General features: G+C 71.8%; 19 protein-coding genes. 12 read left to right on the top strand and 7 right to left on the bottom strand.

Translation table 11 applies throughout. The features are described from left to right. Window positions 1-133 precede the first annotated feature (133 nt). From ABID81_RS10995 to ABID81_RS10970, 6 genes are all read left to right on the top strand, one after another. Window positions 134-1,033, top strand: coding sequence for a sugar-binding transcriptional regulator (locus ABID81_RS10995; RefSeq protein ID WP_354594866.1), 900 nt, complete (start codon window positions 134-136; stop codon window positions 1,031-1,033). A 116-nt stretch (window positions 1,034-1,149) separates the two neighbouring features. After that, window positions 1,150-1,716 (top strand): type 1 glutamine amidotransferase domain-containing protein, encoded by a 567-nt coding sequence (locus tag ABID81_RS10990; RefSeq protein WP_354594849.1) that lies wholly within the window; start codon window positions 1,150-1,152, stop codon window positions 1,714-1,716. A 145-nt stretch (window positions 1,717-1,861) separates the two neighbouring features. Further along, complete coding sequence (locus ABID81_RS10985) at window positions 1,862-2,461, top strand: hypothetical protein (protein ID WP_354594848.1); 600 nt, start codon at window positions 1,862-1,864, stop codon at window positions 2,459-2,461. Between the two features lie 130 nt (window positions 2,462-2,591). Continuing rightward, window positions 2,592-3,800: a GAF domain-containing protein gene (locus ABID81_RS10980; RefSeq protein WP_354594847.1), complete on the top strand. Its 1,209-nt coding sequence runs from the start codon at window positions 2,592-2,594 to the stop codon at window positions 3,798-3,800. Between the two features lie 384 nt (window positions 3,801-4,184). Further along, window positions 4,185-5,351 carry an RtcB family protein gene (locus tag ABID81_RS10975; protein WP_354594846.1) on the top strand — a complete coding sequence of 389 codons (1,167 nt, stop codon included), beginning with the start codon at window positions 4,185-4,187 and terminating at the stop codon, window positions 5,349-5,351. A gap of 41 nt (window positions 5,352-5,392) precedes the next feature. Further along, complete coding sequence (locus tag ABID81_RS10970) at window positions 5,393-5,731, top strand: biopolymer transporter Tol (RefSeq protein WP_354594845.1); 339 nt, start codon at window positions 5,393-5,395, stop codon at window positions 5,729-5,731. A gap of 55 nt (window positions 5,732-5,786) precedes the next feature. Here the strand turns inward: ABID81_RS10970 and ABID81_RS10965 are convergent, their stop codons facing one another. From ABID81_RS10965 to ABID81_RS10950, 4 genes are read right to left on the bottom strand one after another with little or no spacing between them, the layout of a single operon-like run. Beyond that, window positions 5,787-6,134 (bottom strand): helix-turn-helix domain-containing protein, encoded by a 348-nt coding sequence (locus ABID81_RS10965; protein WP_354594844.1) that lies wholly within the window; start codon window positions 6,132-6,134, stop codon window positions 5,787-5,789. Further along, window positions 6,131-6,958 carry a ferritin family protein gene (locus ABID81_RS10960; RefSeq protein WP_354594843.1) on the bottom strand — a complete coding sequence of 276 codons (828 nt, stop codon included), beginning with the start codon at window positions 6,956-6,958 and terminating at the stop codon, window positions 6,131-6,133. Before ABID81_RS10960 ends, ABID81_RS10965 begins: the two co-directional genes overlap by 4 nt. Before the next feature lie 21 nt (window positions 6,959-6,979). Further along, window positions 6,980-9,313 carry an SDR family oxidoreductase gene (locus tag ABID81_RS10955; protein ID WP_354594842.1) on the bottom strand — a complete coding sequence of 778 codons (2,334 nt, stop codon included), beginning with the start codon at window positions 9,311-9,313 and terminating at the stop codon, window positions 6,980-6,982. Continuing rightward, complete coding sequence (locus ABID81_RS10950; protein WP_354594841.1) at window positions 9,310-10,131, bottom strand: hypothetical protein; 822 nt, start codon at window positions 10,129-10,131, stop codon at window positions 9,310-9,312. Before ABID81_RS10950 ends, ABID81_RS10955 begins: the two co-directional genes overlap by 4 nt. A 98-nt stretch (window positions 10,132-10,229) precedes the next feature. Between ABID81_RS10950 and ABID81_RS10945 the strand changes: the two genes are divergently transcribed. The 6 genes from ABID81_RS10945 (at window position 10,230) to epsC (ending at window position 16,581) form a co-directional block, all read left to right on the top strand. Then, a complete protein-coding gene (locus tag ABID81_RS10945) occupies window positions 10,230-11,009 on the top strand; it encodes an SDR family NAD(P)-dependent oxidoreductase (protein ID WP_354594840.1) in 780 nt (259 codons plus the stop codon). Next, complete coding sequence (locus ABID81_RS10940) at window positions 11,006-11,965, top strand: lysophospholipid acyltransferase family protein (protein ID WP_354594839.1); 960 nt, start codon at window positions 11,006-11,008, stop codon at window positions 11,963-11,965. The genes ABID81_RS10945 and ABID81_RS10940 overlap by 4 nt, the downstream gene beginning before the upstream one ends. Beyond that, a complete protein-coding gene (locus tag ABID81_RS10935) occupies window positions 11,962-13,659 on the top strand; it encodes an FAD-binding oxidoreductase (protein WP_354594838.1) in 1,698 nt (565 codons plus the stop codon). Before ABID81_RS10940 ends, ABID81_RS10935 begins: the two co-directional genes overlap by 4 nt. A 189-nt stretch (window positions 13,660-13,848) precedes the next feature. Beyond that, complete coding sequence (locus ABID81_RS10930) at window positions 13,849-14,898, top strand: hypothetical protein (RefSeq protein ID WP_354594837.1); 1,050 nt, start codon at window positions 13,849-13,851, stop codon at window positions 14,896-14,898. Between the two features lie 191 nt (window positions 14,899-15,089). Then, window positions 15,090-16,028, top strand: a complete 939-nt coding sequence (gene cysK / locus ABID81_RS10925; protein WP_354594836.1) for a cysteine synthase A — start codon at window positions 15,090-15,092, stop codon at window positions 16,026-16,028. 1 nt (window position 16,029) lies between these two features. Next, a complete protein-coding gene (epsC, locus tag ABID81_RS10920; protein WP_354594835.1) occupies window positions 16,030-16,581 on the top strand; it encodes a serine O-acetyltransferase EpsC in 552 nt (183 codons plus the stop codon). A 77-nt stretch (window positions 16,582-16,658) separates the two neighbouring features. Here epsC and ABID81_RS10915 read toward each other — a convergent pair whose 3' ends face one another. From ABID81_RS10915 to ABID81_RS10905, 3 genes are all read right to left on the bottom strand, one after another. Then, on the bottom strand, window positions 16,659-17,837 hold the full coding sequence (locus ABID81_RS10915) for an acyltransferase family protein (RefSeq protein WP_354594834.1): 1,179 nt from the start codon (window positions 17,835-17,837) through the stop codon (window positions 16,659-16,661). A 42-nt stretch (window positions 17,838-17,879) separates the two neighbouring features. Next, window positions 17,880-19,388, bottom strand: coding sequence for an MFS transporter (locus ABID81_RS10910; protein WP_354594833.1), 1,509 nt, complete (start codon window positions 19,386-19,388; stop codon window positions 17,880-17,882). A gap of 324 nt (window positions 19,389-19,712) precedes the next feature. Continuing rightward, on the bottom strand, window positions 19,713-20,069 hold the full coding sequence (locus ABID81_RS10905) for a PRC-barrel domain-containing protein (RefSeq protein ID WP_056259078.1): 357 nt from the start codon (window positions 20,067-20,069) through the stop codon (window positions 19,713-19,715). Window positions 20,070-20,074 lie beyond the last annotated feature (5 nt).

Genomic DNA, 20,074 nt, shown 5'->3' with positions numbered 1-20,074 from the left:
CGGTAGATTCATCGTCGTCCCGATGCACACTGGGTGCAACGTATCTGCACGAACGTGCAAGGAGGTCCCCGTGGTCGCTGCCGATCAGTCCGAACGCACGCAGGAGGCGCTGCGCGCGGCGCATCTCTACTACATGCAGGACCTCACGATGGAGGCCATCGCGCACGAGCTGCAGACGTCCCGGTCGTCCGTCTCGCGCCTCCTGAAGTCGGCTCGTGAGACGGGGCTCGTCGACATCCAGATCAAGTCGCCCCTCGACCAGCCCACCGCCGTCGGCGACGGCCTGCACCGGCGCTTCGGCGTGGTGGCGCACGTCGTCCCGGTGCCCGACCAGACGAGCGACGTCGACCGCCTCGACCGAGTCGCCCTGTCGGCTGCACGAACGCTCACGCAGTACGTCGACTCGAACATGGTCGTGGGCGTCGCGTGGGGCTCGACCGTGAGCGCGGTCAGCCGGTACCTGGTGCCCAAGACGACGCACAACACCGTCTTCGTCCAGCTGAACGGAGCGGCCAACACCCGCACCACCGGCATCGAGTACGCGAGCGAAATCCTCCGTCGCTTCGGGCACGCGTACGGCGCGTTGATCCAGCAGTTCCCGGTGCCGGCCTTCTTCGACGACCCCGCCACCAAGCGTGCGCTGTGGAGCGAGCGCAGCACCCGCCGCGTCCTGTCGCTGCAGGGCGAGATGGACCTCGTCGTCTTCGGCGTCGGTTCGCGTGAGGCGCACGTACCGAGCCACGTCTACTCGGGGGGCTACCTCGAGCAGAGCGACCACGACAGCCTCGCCCACGACCACGTCGTCGGCGACGTCGCGACGGTCTTCTTCCGCGAGGACGGCTCGTCGACCGACATCGAGCTCAACCAGCGGGCCACCGGGCCCGACCTGGCCACCATCCGACGGACGCCGCGTCGCGTCTGCGTCGTCGCCGGCGAGGCGAAGGTCGTCAGCGTCCGGGGCGCCCTGGCCGCCGGCCTGGTCACCGACCTCATCCTCGACGAGGGGACGGCGCGGGCCCTCCTCGCGAGCTGACGCCGGGACGAGGAGGCGCGGTCGGGGTACAGCGCGCCAGCCGCGACCCAGCCCGCCCGCGTAGACGGGGGTGGTCGCACACCGGGCCCCTGACGGGCCCCGAGAGGAGCATCACCATGGCAAGCACCGATCTCACCGGACGTCGCGTCCTCGCGATCGTCACCAACTACGGCGTCGAGCAGGACGAGCTCGTCGTGCCCGTCGCGAAGCTGCGCGAACAGGGCGCCACCGTCGTCGTCGCCGGCGTCTCGACCGAGCCGGTCGAGACGCTCGTCGGCGACAAGGACCCCGGCCAGTCCGTCCGCCCCGACACGACCATCGCCGAGGCCGACGCCGCCGACCACGACATGCTGCTCGTGCCCGGCGGGACGATCAACGCCGACACCCTGCGCACCGAGAGCGACGCCGTCGAGCTCGTCAAGGCGTTCGCGTCGGCCGGCAAGCCGATCGCGGCCATCTGCCACGGGCCCTGGGCCCTGATCGAGGCCGGTCTCGTCGAGGGCAAGGAGCTCACGTCGTTCGCGTCGTTGCAGACCGACGTCCGCAACGCCGGCGGCACCTGGGTGGACCGCTCGGTCGTGACCGACGTCGAGCAGGGCTTCACGCTCGTGACGTCGCGCGACCCCGACGACCTCGAGGACTTCGTCCGCGAGGCCTCGACGGCCCTGGCCGAGACGGCCTGACGCCCGACCCGCACCCCGAGCGGGTGTCCGTCGTCCCCGGACGGGACGGTGGGCACCCGCACGGGTCTTTAATGGGACCTCGGGCCCGACGTCGGCCCGCACCCGGTCGCCTCGGCGTCCGGCCGGTCGAGAGAGGGGTCCGACGATGTTCGGCAAGGCGCGTGCCCTCCCCTCCGAACCCGCGACCCCCGACCCCGTGGCCCTCGAGCGCGCCGTGTCCGAGGGCATCCTCATCTCGCGGGCGGCCGCCGTCGTGTCGGTGGCGAACTCCATCGTCATCCGTGCGTTGCGCGACCACGAGCACTTCGACCACGAGCGCACCCGCGAGGCCGTTCGGACGATCCTCGGTCGCCTCGCCGCCGAACAGCGCGAGCAGAACGAGCGCATCGGTGGCGAACGGGCCAAGGCCCTGAAGGCCAAGGGGCGTTCGCGACACCAGCACGACTACCGGCGCGGAGACGACGACACCCTGTGGTTCCGCGAGAAGACCTACACGGCCGTGGCCGAGAGGCTGGACGACCTGCAGTCCGACGACGAGTTCGTCGGGGGGATCGTGTCCGCCGCCGTCGAGCGCGCCTGGGGCGACGTCGGGGCCGTGATCGTCACCCGGGTGTCGGCCGTCGAGGCGGTCGACCCGGCGTACCACGACGAACGCGACCAGCGCCTCCGGGCGTTCGTCGACGAGGACATCGCCCGTCTGCTCGCGCAGCCCCCTCCGGGGTCCGACGCCCCGCGGTCGGTCTGACCGCCGGGCGACGGCCCCCGACCTGGGGCTGGCACCCCTCGACCGCGGCGGTCACCATGGAGCGACACCGCTCGGCCCTCACCACGCAGAGCCCTCGTCGATCAGGCCACCGTCGTGGGAGGAGCCCGGCATGAACCGTCTCGTGACCCCCGTGCTGCACGGGGTGATCCGGCAGCGCAACCGCTGGTTCGACCGTCGGCTCGGGCTGCCGAAGCCCGAGGGGGTCGCCCGGGCGCACGCGCCGGGCGTCAGCCCCGACCGCGTGCTGCTGTTCGGCAGCGGTCCCGCCGTGGGGTGGGGCGTCCGCAGCCACGACCTCGGCCTGGCCGGCCATCTCGCACGTGCCGTGTCGCAGTCCACGGGTCGGGGGGTCGACGTCGACGTGCTGGCGGACCCCACCATGCGTGTGACCACGGCTCGACGCGTGCTCGCCGACCGCGACCTCGCGCGGTACGACGCCGTGGTCGTGGTGGCCGGCATCAACGACGCCCTCGAGATGACCGACCTCACGAGGTGGCGGCGCGCCTTCGTCGACCTGCTGGTGCACATCGAGACCGAGACCGGCGGGGCCAGCAGCCCCGTGCTGGTGACCGGCATCCAGGCGCCCAGCGAGGTCACCGTGTTCCGCATCGCCTGCGGCGGGCTCGTCGACCGCCACGCGGCCGAGCTGAACGACATCATCCGCGACGTCTGCTCGACGCACCCCCGCGTGCACGTGCTGATGCCGCCGTCGCCGCTCTCGGGCCACGACGACCGCGACCAGCTCATCGCCAAGTACGCGCGCTGGGGCGAGGCGCAGGCCGAGCTGCTCGCGCCGATGCTCGACGCCCAGATGTCCGCCGGGGGCGGTGTCGCGCGGGCGCGTCGGCACGCTCCCCAGGCCGAGGTCGACCGGATCGAAGCGATCCGGGCGCTCGGACTGCTCGACACCGACCCCGAGGAGCGCTTCGACGACATCGTCGAACGGGCGCGGACCCTGCTCTGCGCGACCGGCGCCGCGTTCTCGCTCGTCACGGCGGACCGCACCTGGAACAAGGCGCTCGTCGGCGGTGGCGACCGCGAGATGCCGGCCGCCCTGTCGTTCTGCGCCCACACGGTGGCCGGCGGTCAGCCGTTCGTCGTCGAGGACGCCTGGGCGGACGAGCGCTTCGGCGTCGACGCCCCGGCACGGTTCTACGCCGGCTATCCGGTCGAGAGCCCCGACGGCGTCCGCATCGGGGCCCTCTGCGTCGCCGACCCCGAACCCCGCACGGTCGAGAGCGTCGACCTCGTCATGCTGCGCGAGCTCGCCCTCAGCGTGCAGCGCGAGCTCACTCGTCAGGCCGTCTCCCGCACCTGATCGGCGGCCCGCGTCCGACCGAAGTCGCACTGGACACGCGACACGCCCGGGATGTAAGTTCGGTCCTCCGCGCCGACCGACGGTGCGGACACGTCGGCACGACGAGACAGAGCACGAGAGGAGGCCGCGATGTCGCACGAACGCACGCCGCGCCTCCTCGGCCAGCAGCCGCTCGACGGCAAGCCCGTCGAGGGCACGTCCTATCACGGGCGACGCTGGCTCTCTCTCGACCCCCTCCGCTAGGCCCGACGACGTCACCCGACGCCCCGAGCCCACGAGGCCCGGGGCGTTCTCGTCTCTCCGACACCGCAGGCTCGACGGCCGCGGCACGAGGGGACGTCCGCCCGCCCCGGCCGACGACCCCCTCACAGAATCGAAAGGACCATGGAGAAGATCACGTCCCGGCTGTTCAGCTGGGCAAGCCTGCTCGAGGAGAACACCGAGCAGCAGGCACGGACGACGTCGACGATGCCGTTCATCTACCCGCACCTCGCCCTGATGCCCGACGCCCACCTCGGGCTGGGCGCCACCGTCGGGTCGGTGATCCCGACGCTCGGCGCCGTCATGCCGGCGGCCGTCGGGGTCGACATCGGCTGCGGCATGATCGCGGTCAGGACGCAGTTCGTCGCGGGCGACCTGCCCGCCGACCGGAAGCCCCTGCGCGAGGCGATCGAGCGTGCCGTTCCGACCTCGGCCGGACGCGCCAACGCGAAGGTCGTGGCGACGGCCGAGCCGCGCGTCGCCGAGCTGACCGCCCTCGCCGAGGCCGCGGGCTTCGACCCGTCGTCGTACGCGAAGACCTGGCAGCTGCAGCTGGGCACGCTCGGTTCGGGCAACCACTTCATCGAGGTCAGCCTCGACGAGACCGACGCCGTGTGGCTCTTCCTGCACTCGGGCAGCCGGGGCGTCGGCAACAAGATCGCCCAGACGCACATCAGGGTCGCCCAGGCCGCCATGAAGCGCTGGTGGATCACGCTGCCCGACCCCGACCTGGCCTACCTCGTCGAGGGCACGCCCGAGTTCGACCGGTACGTCGCCGAGCTGCGGTGGGCCCAGCGGTTCGCGCTGCTGAACCGCGAGGAGATGATGGACCGCGTCGTGCGGCAGTTCGCCGACTGGGTCGGGGCACCCGTCGACGAGCAGGAGCGCATCAACTGCCACCACAACTTCACGCAGCAGGAGCGGCACTTCGGCAAGGACGTCTGGTTGTCGCGCAAGGGCGCCATCTCGGCCCGCGCCGGTGAGCCGGGGCTGATCCCGGGGTCGATGGGCACCGCGTCGTACGTGGTCGAGGGCCGGGGCGACCCGGTCGCCCTGCAGTCGTCCCCGCACGGGGCGGGTCGCACCTACTCGCGGAGCGCCGCGCGGAAGACCTTCACGCACGAGCAGCTGCGCGAGGCCATGACGGGCATCGAGTACCGCGACACCGACGCGTTCCTCGACGAGATCCCCGCGGCGTACAAGCCGATCGACCAGGTGATGGCCGACGCGGCGTCGCTCGTGACGATCCGCCACACGCTGCGGCAGATCGTCAACGTCAAGGGCGACTGACCGCCGCGCCCCGGGCGGGCCGGCGGTGCAGACTCGAGGTCGTGAGTGCTGCACCGCTGGTCACGCCCGACGGGCGGTACCTCGTGGTGCGCGGCCGGCTGTGGCGGCGGACGGACCCCCGCCTCGACGAGGCGACCCGCGCCTCCTTGGTCCACGAGCTGATGGAGGCGCGGCGCGCGAAGAAGACGGCGCTGGCCGACGACGACGCTGCCGCCGTCGAGGCCGCCCGGGCCCGGGTCGACGCCGCGAAGACCTCGCTCGGCGAACGCGGCCCGGTGTGGTGGGACGACGACGCCCCCGACGAGACCCGCCGCATGGCACGCAACACGCGCTACGCCGACTGGTTCGCCACGGTCGGGCCTGACGCCGCCACGAACTAGACACCGCGCCACGCCATCCGATGGCGCAGTGTTCATTTCGTGGCGGGCTGCTGGCCTAGCGGCCCTGGCGCTTCTTGAACGGCTTCGGCTGGCCCTTGACCGCGGGCGTGCGCCCCTTGCCCTTGGACGCCTTGGCCTTGCCCCCGGCGGGCGGGGGTGGCGGCGGGGTCGGGGTCGACGGGCTCGCCAGCTCGTCCTCGGCGACGACGATCGCGGCCTTGCCGGCCTTCGTCAACCGGTACGGCGTGACGTCCCGGTCGAAGAGCTTGGCCCCGAACTCGAGCTCGAGCGCCTCGATCGACGACTCGAGCTTCTGCCGCGAGATGCCGAGCTTGTCGGCCGCCACCGGGAAGTGCAGCACCTCGGCGGCGACGAGGAAGTGCCGCAGGTGACTCGTCTTCACGCCGTGGCGACCGAACCGCCGGCGGGGGAGTCGGCACGAATGCCGAGACCGTCGAGGGCCTTCTGGAAGATCGTGAGACCGCTCATGCCGGGCAGGTTCGAGATGTTCTGGTCGAGCTTGACGGCCGCCTTGCGACCCTCTTCGCCGCTCATCAGCTGGCCGAAGACGAACTTGACGTCGTCGACCTCCATGATCGACGAGCCGACCGGCGCCCAGACCTTCGACAGCAGGAAGCGCGTCAGCTTCTGCGCCTTCTTGCTCGCGAGCAGGCGCTCGCGGGCCTGCGAGACGTAGAAGGCCACGTGGCGGCTCTCCTGCTTCGCGATGCGCTTGAGCAGCTCGGCCAGCACAGGGTCCTTCTCGAGCTCGGCCATGCGCTTGTAGGCCGAAACGGCCGAGTACTCGTTCGCGGCACCCCACGACATGTGGACGGCCACGAAGTCCGAGCCGACGATCTTGCCGAGCAGGCCCTGCTTGACCGGGTCGAGGCGCTCGCGCCAACCGAGCTTCAGGCGGTTGGCCCGCAGCTGGTCGTAGTCGACCGTGATGCCGTGCACCTCGAGGATGGCGGCGAGGGCCTCGCCGTGCCAGAACTCCTCGCGGTTCCACATCGTCATGAACGTGGTCATCTCGTTCTCCTTGTGAGAAGGAGTCGTCAGCAGGTCACGGGTGTAGCAGACCGTGTGGTACTCGACGTCGGCCATGTAGCGCAGGGTGCGCAGCGAGTCGGCCGACAGCGGGTTCTTGCGGAAGTGGTCGAGGTCGAGGTCGTCCCAGCTCAGTCGTTCGGAGGTCGCGGCGAACTTGTCGATGTCGAAGGCCATGTGATGTCAGGAGGCGCGGGCTCAGGCCCTGCCTCCGTCTCCTTTCGCTGTGGTGCCGCTGGTGCCGCTCGTGCTGCTGGTGCCGCCGCGCGTCCAGTCGCGGATGCTCCATCTTCTTCGGAGCGCCTCGCGTGCCAGATTGCTGTCGGGGTTGACCGCGTTCGGGTGGCCGACCATCTCGAGCCAGGCGAGGTCGGCGAACGAGTCACCATACCCGTACGACCCCGAGAGGTCGATGTCGTTCGCCTGGGCGTACTGGCGCAGCCAGGCCGCGCGGGCCTCGTCGACGAGCGGCGGCTGGGCGAGGTAGCCGGTGTAGACCCCGTCGCGGTGGTGCATCGTGCTGGCGACGACCTCGTCGAAGAGGTGCGCCAACGGCGTCGTCAGGGTGTCGATCGAGCCGGTGACCAGCACCGTGCGGTGCCCTGCGGCGCGGTGCTCGGCGAGCCGTGCCAGCGCGTCGGGCAGGGTGTGGCGCAGGACGGTCTCGGCGTAGCCCTTCGACCGCACGACGCCCGACAGGCGCGAGACCGGCATGCCCTCGTACCGTCGCGAGAAGGTGCGGATGAACTCGCCGCGGTCGCGGCCCTCGGCACGCAGGTAGCGGGGCAGCGAGGTGAGCAGGCTGGCGACCTCGCCGGGCCACGCGGCCTTGCGCAAGCCGGCCGAGCGCACCCAGAGGTACTGCTCGACGATGTTGCTCGACAGCACCGTGCCCTCGAGGTCGAAGACGGCCACGACGTCGTCGCGTCGCGGCAGGGCCCGGGTGTCGGCGACGACGGCGGTCGCGGCGGGGCGCACCGAGAAGGCCCGCGTCATCGAGGTGATCGACGGGAAGTGCACCTCTTGGAAGTAGGCCTCCCAGTCGAGGTCGGTGACGTCGAAGCCGACGTCGGCGGGCGACCCCTCGGGCAACCCGGCGTGCAGCGCCCTCGTGCGGCGGTCGTCGAAGATGATCTCGGACTGCACGTAGTGGCGGTACAGGTCGGTGAGGCTCTGCAGCGACTCGAGGTCGGCCCGGCGGGTCTGCACCGTGGCGAGTGCCGTGCGGGTGCGCTGCGTGCTCGGCAGGCGGCTGAGCACGGCCTCACGCACGTCGTTGACGCGGTTCGCGGTGCGGATGGCTCCCTCGACCTTGCGCACCCCCGGGAAGTTCCAGTGCGGGGCCTCGATCGACGAGTGCTCGTCGCGGGGCAACGGGTTCGCCGTGAAGAACGTCTTGAGGTTCTCGAACATGCGCAGGATCGAGAACGGGTTGCTCCCGCCCGAGCTCGCGTGGAAGTACTGCGGGCTGCCGGCCTCGACCGGGTTGGCCGCGACGGTCAGGATCACGTTGACCACGTAGTCGACCGGGATCACGTCGAGCACGCTGTCGGGCACCCCGGGGAACTCGGGCAGCAGACCGCGGGCGTACGACATGATCAGCGGGTCGGCGACCTTGAAGCCGTCGATCCACCCGGGGAAGGGGTGGCGGTGGGCGCTCTCGACGATCGCCGGCCGGACGACCGACAGGCGGTGCCCCGCCCCGGCCCACAGCTCTTCGGCGGCCCGCTCGGCGAACGCCTTGGTCAACGTGTAGACGTCGGTCCAGCCGAGCGTCTCGGCCCGGGTGCGCCCGTAGTCGACCAGGCGTGCCTTGACCCAGGCGACCCGCGCCTCCTCGGCCGCGGCCGCGACCGCCTGCGGTCCGGTCTTGCCGTGAGCCGCACGACCCTGCGCGAGGAACCCGCGCAGCGTCTCGGGCTGGCGCGAGGCGGCCTCGACGCGGGCGCGGGCGTCGGCGGCGGCGGCACGCTCGGCCCGCCAGTCGACGTTGTGGCCCAGGGACGCCTCGGGGAACACGCCCTTGCGGATGCCGCCGACGTAGGCCGTCGACACGTGCACGACGTGCGGGTCGGTGCCGGTCTTCGCCAGGGCCTCGTACAGCCCGACCGCGCCGCCCACGTTGGTCTCGAAGGCCTGGTCGATCGGCGGGTCGAACGACACCGTCGAGGCGCTGTGGATCACGACGTCGAGGTCGGCGGGCAGGTCGGGCAGGTCGCCGAGCCCGCTCTCGATGACCCGGAGGCGCCCGGTGAGCGCGCCCTCGACGCCCTCGGGCCCGACGGCCTCGCGCCACGACGCGAAGACCGGCTTCTTCAGCAGGTGCCGCAGGCGGCCCTCGGCCGACGTGCCCGCCTTGGGGCGGATCAGCAGGGTCACGGTGGTGCCGGGGTGCGACGACAGCAGCCGCTCGAGGATCGCCTGGCCGACGAAGCCGGTGCCGCCGGTCAGCAGGACGTGCGAGTCGCCGAGGTCGACCCGGGTGGCGCCGGGGGTCCGGTCGGGCAGTGCGAGGCCGGGGGTGGAGCTCATGCGGTCAGCTTTCTGGTCACGGCCGCCGCGACGGCGGCGTCCAGGCCCGGCAGGTCGGCGACGAGGGCGCCCACGCGGTCGGCCCGCACGTGGCCCTCGGCCCCGCCGAACACGGTGGCGTCGAAGAAGGTCCGCTCGGAGTCGGCGCGCTCGACGGCGCCGACCGGCCAGACGGCCGTCAGCAGGGAGGCGCGGGTCATCTTCACCGCGCGGCGCGAGTCGCGCAGGCGCCAGTCGGCCTCGCTGGCGAAGAAGCGCTCGTGACGGGCCTTCACCACCCGTGCCCGGTCGACGACGGTCGTCAGCGTCGGGTGGGCGCCGAGCTCGTCGAGACGGTCGTATGCCTCTCGGAGCACCCATTCGTCGACGGCGCCGGTGGTGGTGTGGACGGCGACGATCGGCGATCCGACCGTGACGGCCTGCAGGGCCCGGGTGATCGGACCGCGGCGCTCGGTCGCCTCGGAGGCGGCGTGGCGCTTGGCCCCCTCGGGCACGTCGCGGTTGCGGGGCTCGTCGTGGGCCTCGAGGACGGCGTCGAGGGCGTCGGCCAGCCAGAACTTCTCGAACGCCCAGGTGACCAGGAACGCCGTCACCCGCGTGTCCTTGTGCGTGGCCGTGACGAGCAGGTTGCGCAGGTTCTCCATCGTCGCGCTCTCGAGTCGGCCGAGGTGGCGGACCAGGCGCAGGGCGTCCGCCCCGAGAGGGGCGTCGACGAAGCCGGACAGGTCGAGGTCGGGACGCCAGTTGCCCTGGGCGGTCTTGGTGAACTCGCGGATGTCGAAGTCGAGGTCGGCGCGCGGGGCATCTCTGGTCGTCATGACGGGTGGACCTCCGGGGCAGAAAGGGACGAGGCGAGAAGGGCCTCGAACGTGTCTCGATGCGCGCAGTCTGCTCTCAGCACCGTATCGTAAGCGGCATGGCTGTAGCGCTCGTCACCGGGGGCACGTCCGGCATCGGAGCCGAATTCGCCCGCCAACTCGCCACGCGTGGCTGGGACATCGTCCTGGTCGCCCGTGACCTCACCCGACTCGACGAGACGGCGACCGCGCTGCGCGCCCTCGGCCGCGACGTCGAGGTGCTCGCCGCCGACCTCGGCGACCGCCACGACGTCGACCGGGTCGCCGAGCGGCTGGCCGATCCGACCCGTCCCGTCGACCTGCTCGTGAACAATGCCGGCTTCGGCATGCACACCCCGCTGACCTCCCCCGACGTCGCCGCACACGACCTCGCGTTCGAGGTCATGTGCCGGGCCGTGCTCGTGCTCTCGGGTGCCGCCGCGCGGGCCATGCGCGAGCGCGGGCACGGCCGAATCGTGAACGTCTCGAGCACCGCCGGCCTCATGGCGATGGGCAGCTACTCGGCGATCAAGGCGTGGGTCACGTCCTACAGCGAGGGCCTCTCGGTCGAGCTCCGGGGCACCGGCGTGGGCGTGACGGCGCTGCTGCCGGGCTGGGTGCGGACCGAGTTCCATCAGCGTGCCGGCATAAAGTCGTCGTCGATACCCAACGCCCTGTGGCTCAGCACCGAACAACTGGTCGTCGCGTGCCTGCGCGACGTCGACAAAGGCAAGGTGATCTCCATGCCCACGCTTCGGTACAAGGTGCTGATGGGATTGGTCCGGCACGCCCCCAAGGGTGCCGTCCGGGCGGCGTCCGCGGCGATCTCGTCGAGCCGCCGCGAGCCGGTGGGACGGTGAGCGTGCGGCACGACCGCGACCGGCGCCGCGAACACGCCCGCCTCGACGCCGTGGCACAGCGCGTCGACGACGTCCGCGCCGACGTCGCGCAGCGGGCCGGCGACGTGGCGCAGCGCGCAGGCGACGTGGCCAGCGACGTGCGCGACCGGTTCAGCTCGCGCCGCCACGCGATGGCGCGCTACGTCGCCCAGCGCATGGTGCTCAAGCCGACCATCTGGTCGATCACCGACGTGACGGTCATCGACCGCGACCGCGTCGAGGGCCTCACGGGCGGCTTCATCGTGGTGGCGAACCACTCGAGCCACCTCGACGCCCCGCTCATCCTCGGCGCCCTGCCCCGCAAGCTCGCGCGCTACCTCGCGACCGGGGCCGCCGCCGACTACTTCTTCGACGTGCCGTGGCGGCGTCAGCTGACCGAGCTGTTCTTCAACGCGTTCCCGGTGCAGCGGGGGTCGGGGACGGCGGCGTCCGCGGTCGACGCGACCCGCGCCTCCTCGTCCGGGGCCTCGGCGGGGTCGACTCCGCAGAGCTCGGCCCGTCGGCGGGCCGCGGCCAAGGCGGCCGCGCGGGGGCGTCACGGCCAGCCGACCGTGAGCGCCCGGTCGCTGCTGCAGCGCGGCTACCCCGTGCTGGTCTTCCCCGAGGGCACCCGCTCGAAGGACGGCACGGTGGCCGCCTTCAAGCCCGGTGCCGCGGCGCTCGCGTCGGCCTGCGGCGTCCCCGTCGTGCCGCTCGCCCTGATCGGCGCGAACATCGCGCAGCCCCGGGGCCGCAGCTGGCCCCGTCCCGGGCGGCTGCCCGTCGGCGTCGCGTTCGGCGACCCGATGCGACCCCGCGACGGCGAGTCCGTCGCCGACTTCTCGACGCGCGTGCGCACCGAGATCCTGCGTCTGAAGGACGCCAACACCGCCCGCATCCTGGGCTCGTCAGACCCGCTCGAAGGAGAACGCCCGTGACCGACGTCCAGCAGAAGAAGAGTGCCGCCGTCGACGGCGTCAAGCACATGAAGTGGTGGGGCTGGGGCGTCGAGGGCGTCGCGTTCCACCACGACGACAAGCCGGGCTTCGCTCCCTTCGTGAAGAAGATCGTCGGCGTCGAGCTGTCCCAGGGGCACGACACCGGGCTCTCGTTCGACGACCTCGACGTGCCCGCCTCGCGCGCCGGCACCGAGGTGCTCGACTCGCTCGTGCAGATCGTGGGCGACGGCCAGGTCGTCACCGACGACCTCGACCGCGTCGTGCACACCTACGGCAAGAGCATCCGCGACCTGATCCGCATCCGCGCCGGCCGCCTCGAGCGCGTGCCGGACGTCGTCGTGTACCCGGCCGACGAGGACGAGATCCAGCGCATCGTCGACCTGGCCGTGGCCAGCGACCTCGTGCTGATCCCCTTCGGCGGCGGCAGCAACATCGTCGGCAGCCTCGAGCCGTTGCCGACCGAGGAGCGCACCGTCGTGTCGCTCGACATGGGACGCCTCGACCGCGTGCTCGACATCGACGAGGACGGCGGCCTCGCCCGCATCCAGGCCGGCGGCCAGGGCCCCGACCTCGAAGAGCAGCTGAACGCCCGCGGGTGGACCCTCGGGCACTTCCCCGACAGCTTCACCCACTCGACGCTGGGCGGCTGGGTCGCCACCCGCTCGTCGGGCATGCAGAGCGACAAGTACGGCGACATCGCCGACATCACCAAGGGCCTGCGCGTCGTCCGCCCGGGTGGGGTGCTGTCGATCCGCGCCGTGCCGAGCGCGTCGACGGGGCCGTCGCTGCGCGAGATGATCATCGGCAGCGAGGGGCGCCTGGGCGTCATCACCGAGGTCACGGCCCAGGTGCACCGCCTGCCCGAGAAGCGCGAGATCCTCGCCTACCTGTTCCCGTCCTGGCACGACGGCCTCGCCGCCATGCAGGCCATCGCCGAGAGCGACGTGCACCCCTCGGTCACCCGCGTCAGCGACGCGCACGAGACCGCGTTCTCGTTCGCGACCTCGAAGGCCAGCACGGGCATCTCGAAGGTCGTCTCCGACGCCCTGCCCAAGGTGCTCAAGGCCAAGGGGTGGGACGTCGACGCGATGTGCCTGTCGTTCATCGGCTACGAGGGCAGCCCCGAGCACGTCGCCCACACGCAGAAGGCGGTCGGCAAGATCGTCAAGGCGAACAAGGGCATGAGCGTCGGCAAGGGCCCCGGCAAGCTCTACGACCAGAAGAAGTTCGACACGCCCTACCTGCGCGACTTCTTCATGGACCACGGAGGCGCGGCGGACGTCTCCGAGACCGCCGCACCGTGGTCGAAGCTGCGCCTCGTCTCGTCCCGCGTCTACGCCGCGGCGAACCAGGCCTTCGACTCGATCGGCAAGCAGGGCTGGATCATGGGCCACCTGTCGCACTCGTACCACTCGGGCGCGTGCCTCTACTTCACCTTCGCCTTCGAGCACGGCGCCGACGCCGAGGCCGAGTACGACGTGGTCAAGCACGCCATCCAGCAGGCGTTCATCGACACCGGCGCGACCGTGTCGCACCACCACGGCGTCGGACTCGAGCACCAGCCCTGGCTCGCCCAGGACGTCTCGGCCGAGGGCGTGGCCGTCATGCAGGGGCTGTTCGACTCGGCCGACCCGGGACGCGTCTTCAACCCCGGCAAGGTGACCGGCGCGTAGCCCGCCGCCGCCGGTTCGCACCACGCCGCGAGATGGGCACAACACCATGATTAGTCATGGTGTTGTGCCCATCTCGTGGTGTCGTGCGTGAAGCGTCATCTCGCGCACAGGACCGACACCCGAGTGGTGCATCCCCAAGGAGGCGCGGGACACGCCCCGAGGACTCCACCGGTCGATCACGGTGGTCTCGTGTCCACCTCCCTTCCGCCCCTCGTCTTCGCGGCCACCCACGGTTCACAGAGCCGACACGGTTCAGCCCTCCGCCGAGAGGCCAGGCGCGGGGTGTTCCATCGCGTGCATCCCGGGGCCTACGTCTCGACGGCGGACTGGATGCGGCTCGACCCGCGGCAGCAGCACGTCCTGACGGTGCGAGCCGTCCTCGCGGGACTGTCCTCGAGTGCCGTGGTGTCGCATGCGTCGGCGGTCGCCCTGCACGGGCTCCCGAGCGTCGACTGGCCTCGGGGACCGGTCCACGTCATCGATCCGTCGCGCGACCGGATGCACGTGACCGACCGTGTCGTCCGTCATCCCGGACCGATCGACGGTCAGGACGTCGTCGAGGTCGACGGGCTCCCCGTGACGAACGTCGCTCGGACGGCCGTCGACAGGTCCAGGACGGCGTCGTTCGCCGACGGCGTGCTCTGCGTCGACGCCGTCCTGCGGCGCGCGGCGATCCTGGCCGGCTGCTTCGCCTCGGTCGCCCGACGAGACCCGACGTCTGCCGCCGGACATCGGTCTCGTGTGGAAGCCGTGGCCGAGGACGCCCGCCAGCTGCTGGTCGAACGGCTGGCCCGGGCACCCGGGACGCGAGGACTCTCGACGGCTCGGCGGGTCGCGCTGTTCGCGACACCGTGGGCCGAGAACGGCGGAGAGTCGCTCTGTCGGCTCGCGCTCTTCGAGCTCGGCACCTCTGAGCCCGAGATGCAGGTCGAGTTCTTCGACGGCTCGGGGTTCGTGGGGCGATGCGACTTCGTTATCGGTGACGCAGCCCTCGAGTTCGACGGCAAGGCGAAGTACGACGACGAGGCCATCCGAGCCGGCAAGGTGCCCTCCGCCGTCGTGAAAGCCGAGAAAGCTCGTGAGCGGCGTCTGCTGAGATCAGGAGGGGTGTCGGTGATCGGCCGGTGCGATGCGGACGACGTCGCCCTGCGCGTCCCCCTGGCCAGGACCCTGCACGACATGCATGTGCCGCTCAGACCGCGCCAGAACGCCAAGATGTGGGCACCGCGCCAGGCTTAGGCATGGCGCTTTGCGCACATCCTGGCGGTGTGCTCACCGCGTGGCGGGTTGGCGGACGGACGGACGGCGGCGGGCGGGCGCGGCGGGCGTCGGGCGTCGTCGGGCGACACACAGGGGGGCGGCGCAGCGTGGCTGCATAGGATGAGGGTCGATTCGTCCGCACAGAACCCGCTCACGGAAGAGACCCGCGCATGCCCGGAATCCACGCCGACATCACCTCGGCCTTCGGCAACACCCCGCTCGTCAAGCTCAACTCGCTGCCCGTCGAGGGCGGGGCCGAGGTGCTGGCCAAGCTCGAGTTCTACAACCCCGGCGCCAGCGTGAAGGACCGGTTGGGCGTCGCCATCGTCGACGCGGCCGAGGCCTCGGGGGACCTGAAGCCAGGGGGCACGATCGTCGAGGGGTCGAGCGGCAACACCGGCATCTCGCTGGCCCTCGTCGGGGCGGCCCGCGGCTACCGGGTGATCGTCACGATGCCCGAGACGATGAGCGTCGAACGCCGCACCGTCATGAAGGCCTACGGCGCCGAGATCGTGCTGACCCCCGGCCCCGAGGGCATGAAGGGCGCCGTCGAGCGGGCGAAGCAGATCGCGGCCGAGACCGAGAACGCGATCTGGGCGCAGCAGTTCGAGACGCAGGCCAACGCCGAGATCCACCGCCGCACGACCGCGCCCGAGATCCTGCGCGACACCGACGGCGCGATCGACTTCTTCGTCGCGGGCGTCGGCACCGGCGGCACGATCACGGGTGTGGGACAGGTGCTGCACGAGCAGGTCCCCGGCGTGACGGTCGTGGCCGTCGAGCCCGCCGACTCGCCCCTGCTCAGCGAGGGCAAGGCCGGGCCGCACAAGATCCAGGGCATCGGGGCGAACTTCGTGCCCGAGGTGCTCGACCGTTCGCAGATCGACGAGGTGTTCCCCGTGCAGCTCGACGACGCCCTGCGCGTCGCCCGCGACCTCGCCACGAAGGAGGGCATCCTCTCGGGCATCTCGTCGGGTGCCATCGTCCACGCGGCGCTCGAGATCGCGAAGCGGCCCGAGAACGCCGGCAAGCGCATCGTCGCGATCGTCTGCGACACGGGAGAGCGCTACCTGTCGACGGTGCTCTTCCAGGACCTCGCGGACGCCTGAGGTGCGCCTGGTCGCCCGCCTGCGGGAGGACCTCGACACCGTCACGAGGCGCGACCCGGCGGCCCGGGGGCGCCTCGAGACCGCCCTGGTCTACTCGGGCCTGCACGCCGTGTGGGCGCACCGCGTGACCTCGCGACTGTGGCGTGCGGGGCCGGCGCCGCGCCTCCTCGGCTCGCGGTTCGCGGCGCGGCTGCTGTCGCAGGCCGTTCGGTCGCTGACCGGCGTCGAGATCCACCCGGGGGCACGCCTCGGCGCCCGGTTGTTCATCGACCACGGCATGGGCGTCGTCATCGGCGAGACCGCGGTGGTCGGCGACGACTGCACGATCTTCCACGGCGTGACGCTCGGCGGCAAGGGACGAGGAGGCGCGCTCGGCCGCCGGCACCCCACCATCGGTGACGGGGTGATGATCGGCGCCGGGGCCGCCGTGCTCGGCGGCGTCACCGTGGGCAGCGGCAGCGTCGTCGGGGCCAACGCGGTCGTCACGAAGGACGTCCCGCCCGGGTCGGTGGCCGTGGGCGTGCCCGCGGTGTCCCGGCCGCGCTCCGTCTGACGGGCACCCCGGACCGATCCCGCCTCGGCAGGCCCCCGCGCCGGCGCCGACCTGCGGGGCCACGGAGCCCCGGGAGGTCAGGCGTTGGTGAGTTCGGGCTCGCGGTCCGACGACGGAGACGTCGAGGAGGCGCGGCGCGGCTCACGGGGCTCGAAGCGTCCCTTGAGCTTCAGGGCCGGCTTCTCGACGAAGTGGTGCGAGAGCACCGACGTGCCGATGGCGGCCGCGAGCACGAGGACGATGCCGAGGGTGCCGTCGACGACCGGCGTGACGAGGGCGATGAACACGACGTGCCAGAGGTAGAGCGGGTACGAGATCGCGCGTCCGAACCAGGCGACGGGTGCGAGCGAGAGCACCCAGGCGACGGGGGAGGGCGCCGTGACGAGTCCACCGATCAGCAGCATCGAGGCCAGCCCGACGGCGGGCAGGGCCACGGCGAAGGTGAGGACGCTCTGCTGCCAGCCCGAGCCGATGAGGACGAGCGACCCGGCGACGCCGGCGACGCCGAGCCAGGTGGCGAGGGCTCCCCATCGACCGGCCAGGGCGCTGCGGACGCGCTCGGACCGCAGCACGACGGCGAGGACGCAGCCCATCAGCAACGGTGCCACGTTGAGGACCGGGCTGAAGTAGATGTCGGGGGTCGCGCCTCCGGACGGGCGGTCGTAGAGGAACCAGGTGGCGACGGCGGACGCGACGATCACGGCCGACAGGCCGGCGACGAGGGCCTTCCGGCGCGCGGCGACGGCGAGCAGCAGCACGAGGACGGGCGGCCAGACGAGGTAGAACTGCTCTTCCATCGAGAGGCTCCACATCGGCGCGAAGACGCCCTGCGAGGTGTCGAAGAAGGCGCGGGCGAGGTTGCCGGTGTACGTCAGGGCGATGAGGGCGGCACCGACCGGGCCGAGGGTCGACCCCTGGTAGTCACCGATCAGCCACCACACCGCGACCCCGACCACCACGACGGCGAGCAGCGTCGGGTAGAGCCGCAGCAGGCGACGGACCCAGAACCGACCGAGCCGGATGCGGCCGGTCGACGCGTGCTCGCGCAGCAGCAGGGTGGTGATCAGGTAGCCCGAGAGGACGAAGAAGACGTTGACGCCCACGAAGCCGCTGCCGAAGCCGGGCACGTGCAGGTGGTACAGCACGACGAGGGCGATGGCCACCGTGCGCAGGCCGTCGAGCGGCAGGACCCGGTCGCGGCGCGTGGTCGAGACGGGCTGCTCGGTCGGCTCCGTGGTCGGCAGGGCTGAGGGCATCGTTGCAGTTTGCCTCAACTTCCTTGGCGCCGCCCGAACGGGCTACCCGCGCTGCTGCGGCACGCGGCGCGGCAACGCGAACACCAGCGCGAACGACGCCAGGGCGAAGATCGCGCTGACGAGCATCGCGTGGGCGGCGGCGTCGGTGAAGCCGGTGGCGACGTCGGCCGGGGTGCGACCCGAGATCGTCAGGGTGCCGAACAGCACGCTGCCGATGATCGCGATGCCCACGGCCGAACCGATGCGCTGGATCGCCGAGATGACGGCGCTGGCCGAGCCGGCGTCCTGCCGGTCGACGGTCGCCACGATGAACTGCACGTTCGGCGCGATGAAGAAGCCGTTGCCGAGGCCGGCCAGCAGCAGCGGCACGAGCAGCATCCAGTTCGTCAGGTCGGCGGCGTCGACCGTCACGAGCACGAGCCACATCCAGGTCAGGCCGACCGTGACGAGCGCGGTGCCGAGGATCAGCACGCCGCGGCCGAGTCGGGCGGCGAGGCGGTTGCTCTGCGACGAGCTGATGATGCTGCCGATCGCGAACGGGATCGCCACGGCACCCGAGGCCAGGGCGCTGTGGCCGAGCCCCGACTGCCAGAGCAGCGAGATCGTGAAGAAGATGCTGGTGAACGCCGCGAAGTAGACGAGCGCGAGCACGACGCCACCGGTGAACGACGGGTGGGCGAAGAGCTTCGGCGGCACGAGGGGCGTCTTGCCGCGCTTCGTGTAGGCGACCTCCCACAGGCCGAAGAGGGCCAGCAGCACCACGCCCGCGGCGATGGTCACGTAGGTCCAGAGCGGCCAGCCCTCGTCCTGCCCCTGGATCAGCGGCACGAGCAGGGCGACGAACGCGCCCGAGACCAGCACGAGCCCGATCCAGTCGAGCCCTCGATCGGGACGGGGCACCGACTCGTCACGCTTCGGCAGCAGGACGGCCGCGGCGATCAGGGTGACGACGCCGAACGGCAGGTTGACGTAGAACACGAGACGCCAGCCGTTCTCGTCACCGAACGCCTGGATGATCAGGCCGCCGATGATGGGGCCGAGGGCCGACGAGACGCCGATGACGGCGCCCATGATGGCGAACGCCTTGCCGCGCGACCGACCGGGGAAGAGCAGCTGGATGAAGGCCGTGACCGCGGGCACGAAGATGCCGCCGGCCAAGCCCTGCACGATGCGGAAGACCACGAGCTGGGTGTCGTCCTGGGCGAGGCCGCAGGCGAGCGACGCCGCCGTGAAGAGCAGCACGCCGACGAAGTAGACCCACTTGTGGCCGATGCGGTCGCCGATGCGACCGGCGGGGATCAGCGCCAGGCCGAACGCCAGGGCGTAACCCGAGATGATCCACGAGAGGGTCGACTCCGAGGCGTCGAGGGTCGTGCGGATCGTCGGCAGGGCGACGTTGACGATGGTCGTGTCGAGCAGGGCGATGAACATGCCGAGCAGCAACGCGACGAGCGCGTACCAGGCGTGGCGGGGCACGCCGGCGGGCTGGCCGGGGCCGCCCGCCGGGGTGGCGGGCGACGCGGCGCCGGTCGGGGCGGAGGCGTGGGACATGGTGTGGCCTTTCGGGCGGCGGCACGGGCCGGGGAGGCGAGGCGAGGAGAGACGGGGCGAAGGGGAGAGGGGGGACGGCAGGCGCCGGTGGGGGCGGGAGGCCGGACGGCACGGGGCCGACGCGCACGACGGCGACGGCGGGGCGGGTGCGGGACGCAGGAGGCGCTGGTCACCGACCGGCGCCTCCTGATTTTTGCACGTTCTGCACGCGAGTGCGCACCGGCGTGCTCGGCCCTCGTGCCTCCCGCGCCCCGCCGCCCTGCCGCCGACGCCGAAGGGCCCCGCCGACGTGGCGGGGCCCTTCGGGGGACGACGGCGTCGGGGTCAGCGGCGCCCGAGGCGGCGCTCGCCGCCGGCGCCGGTCTGGTAGACGAGGCCGTAGTGCTCGAACACGGCGGGCTCGCGCGACGCCTCGAGTTCGCCGTCGGTCTCGATCGACGGGGCGTCCTTGACGAGCTTCTTCTCGAACTGCACCTTGAGGTGCTTCGGGGTGACGACGGCGCCCTGCAGGGGGACGAAGACCAGGCGCGAGCGACCGAGCAGCCCGGCCGTCACCGTCGCGAAGGCCGGCTGGTCGGCGGCGGTGTCGAAGTAGATGCTCTCGAGCGAGCCGACCTTGTCGCCCTCGGGGTCGACGACCGGCATGCCGATCCAGTCGCGGATGTTCTCGGCTTCGAACATGGGTG

The sequence above is a fragment of the Frigoribacterium sp. PvP054 genome (assembly GCF_040547465.1).
GTDB lineage: Bacteria > Actinomycetota > Actinomycetes > Actinomycetales > Microbacteriaceae > Frigoribacterium.
The sequence above is the reverse complement of the archived record's forward strand: the minus strand, read 5'-3'. Positions and strand labels throughout refer to the sequence as shown.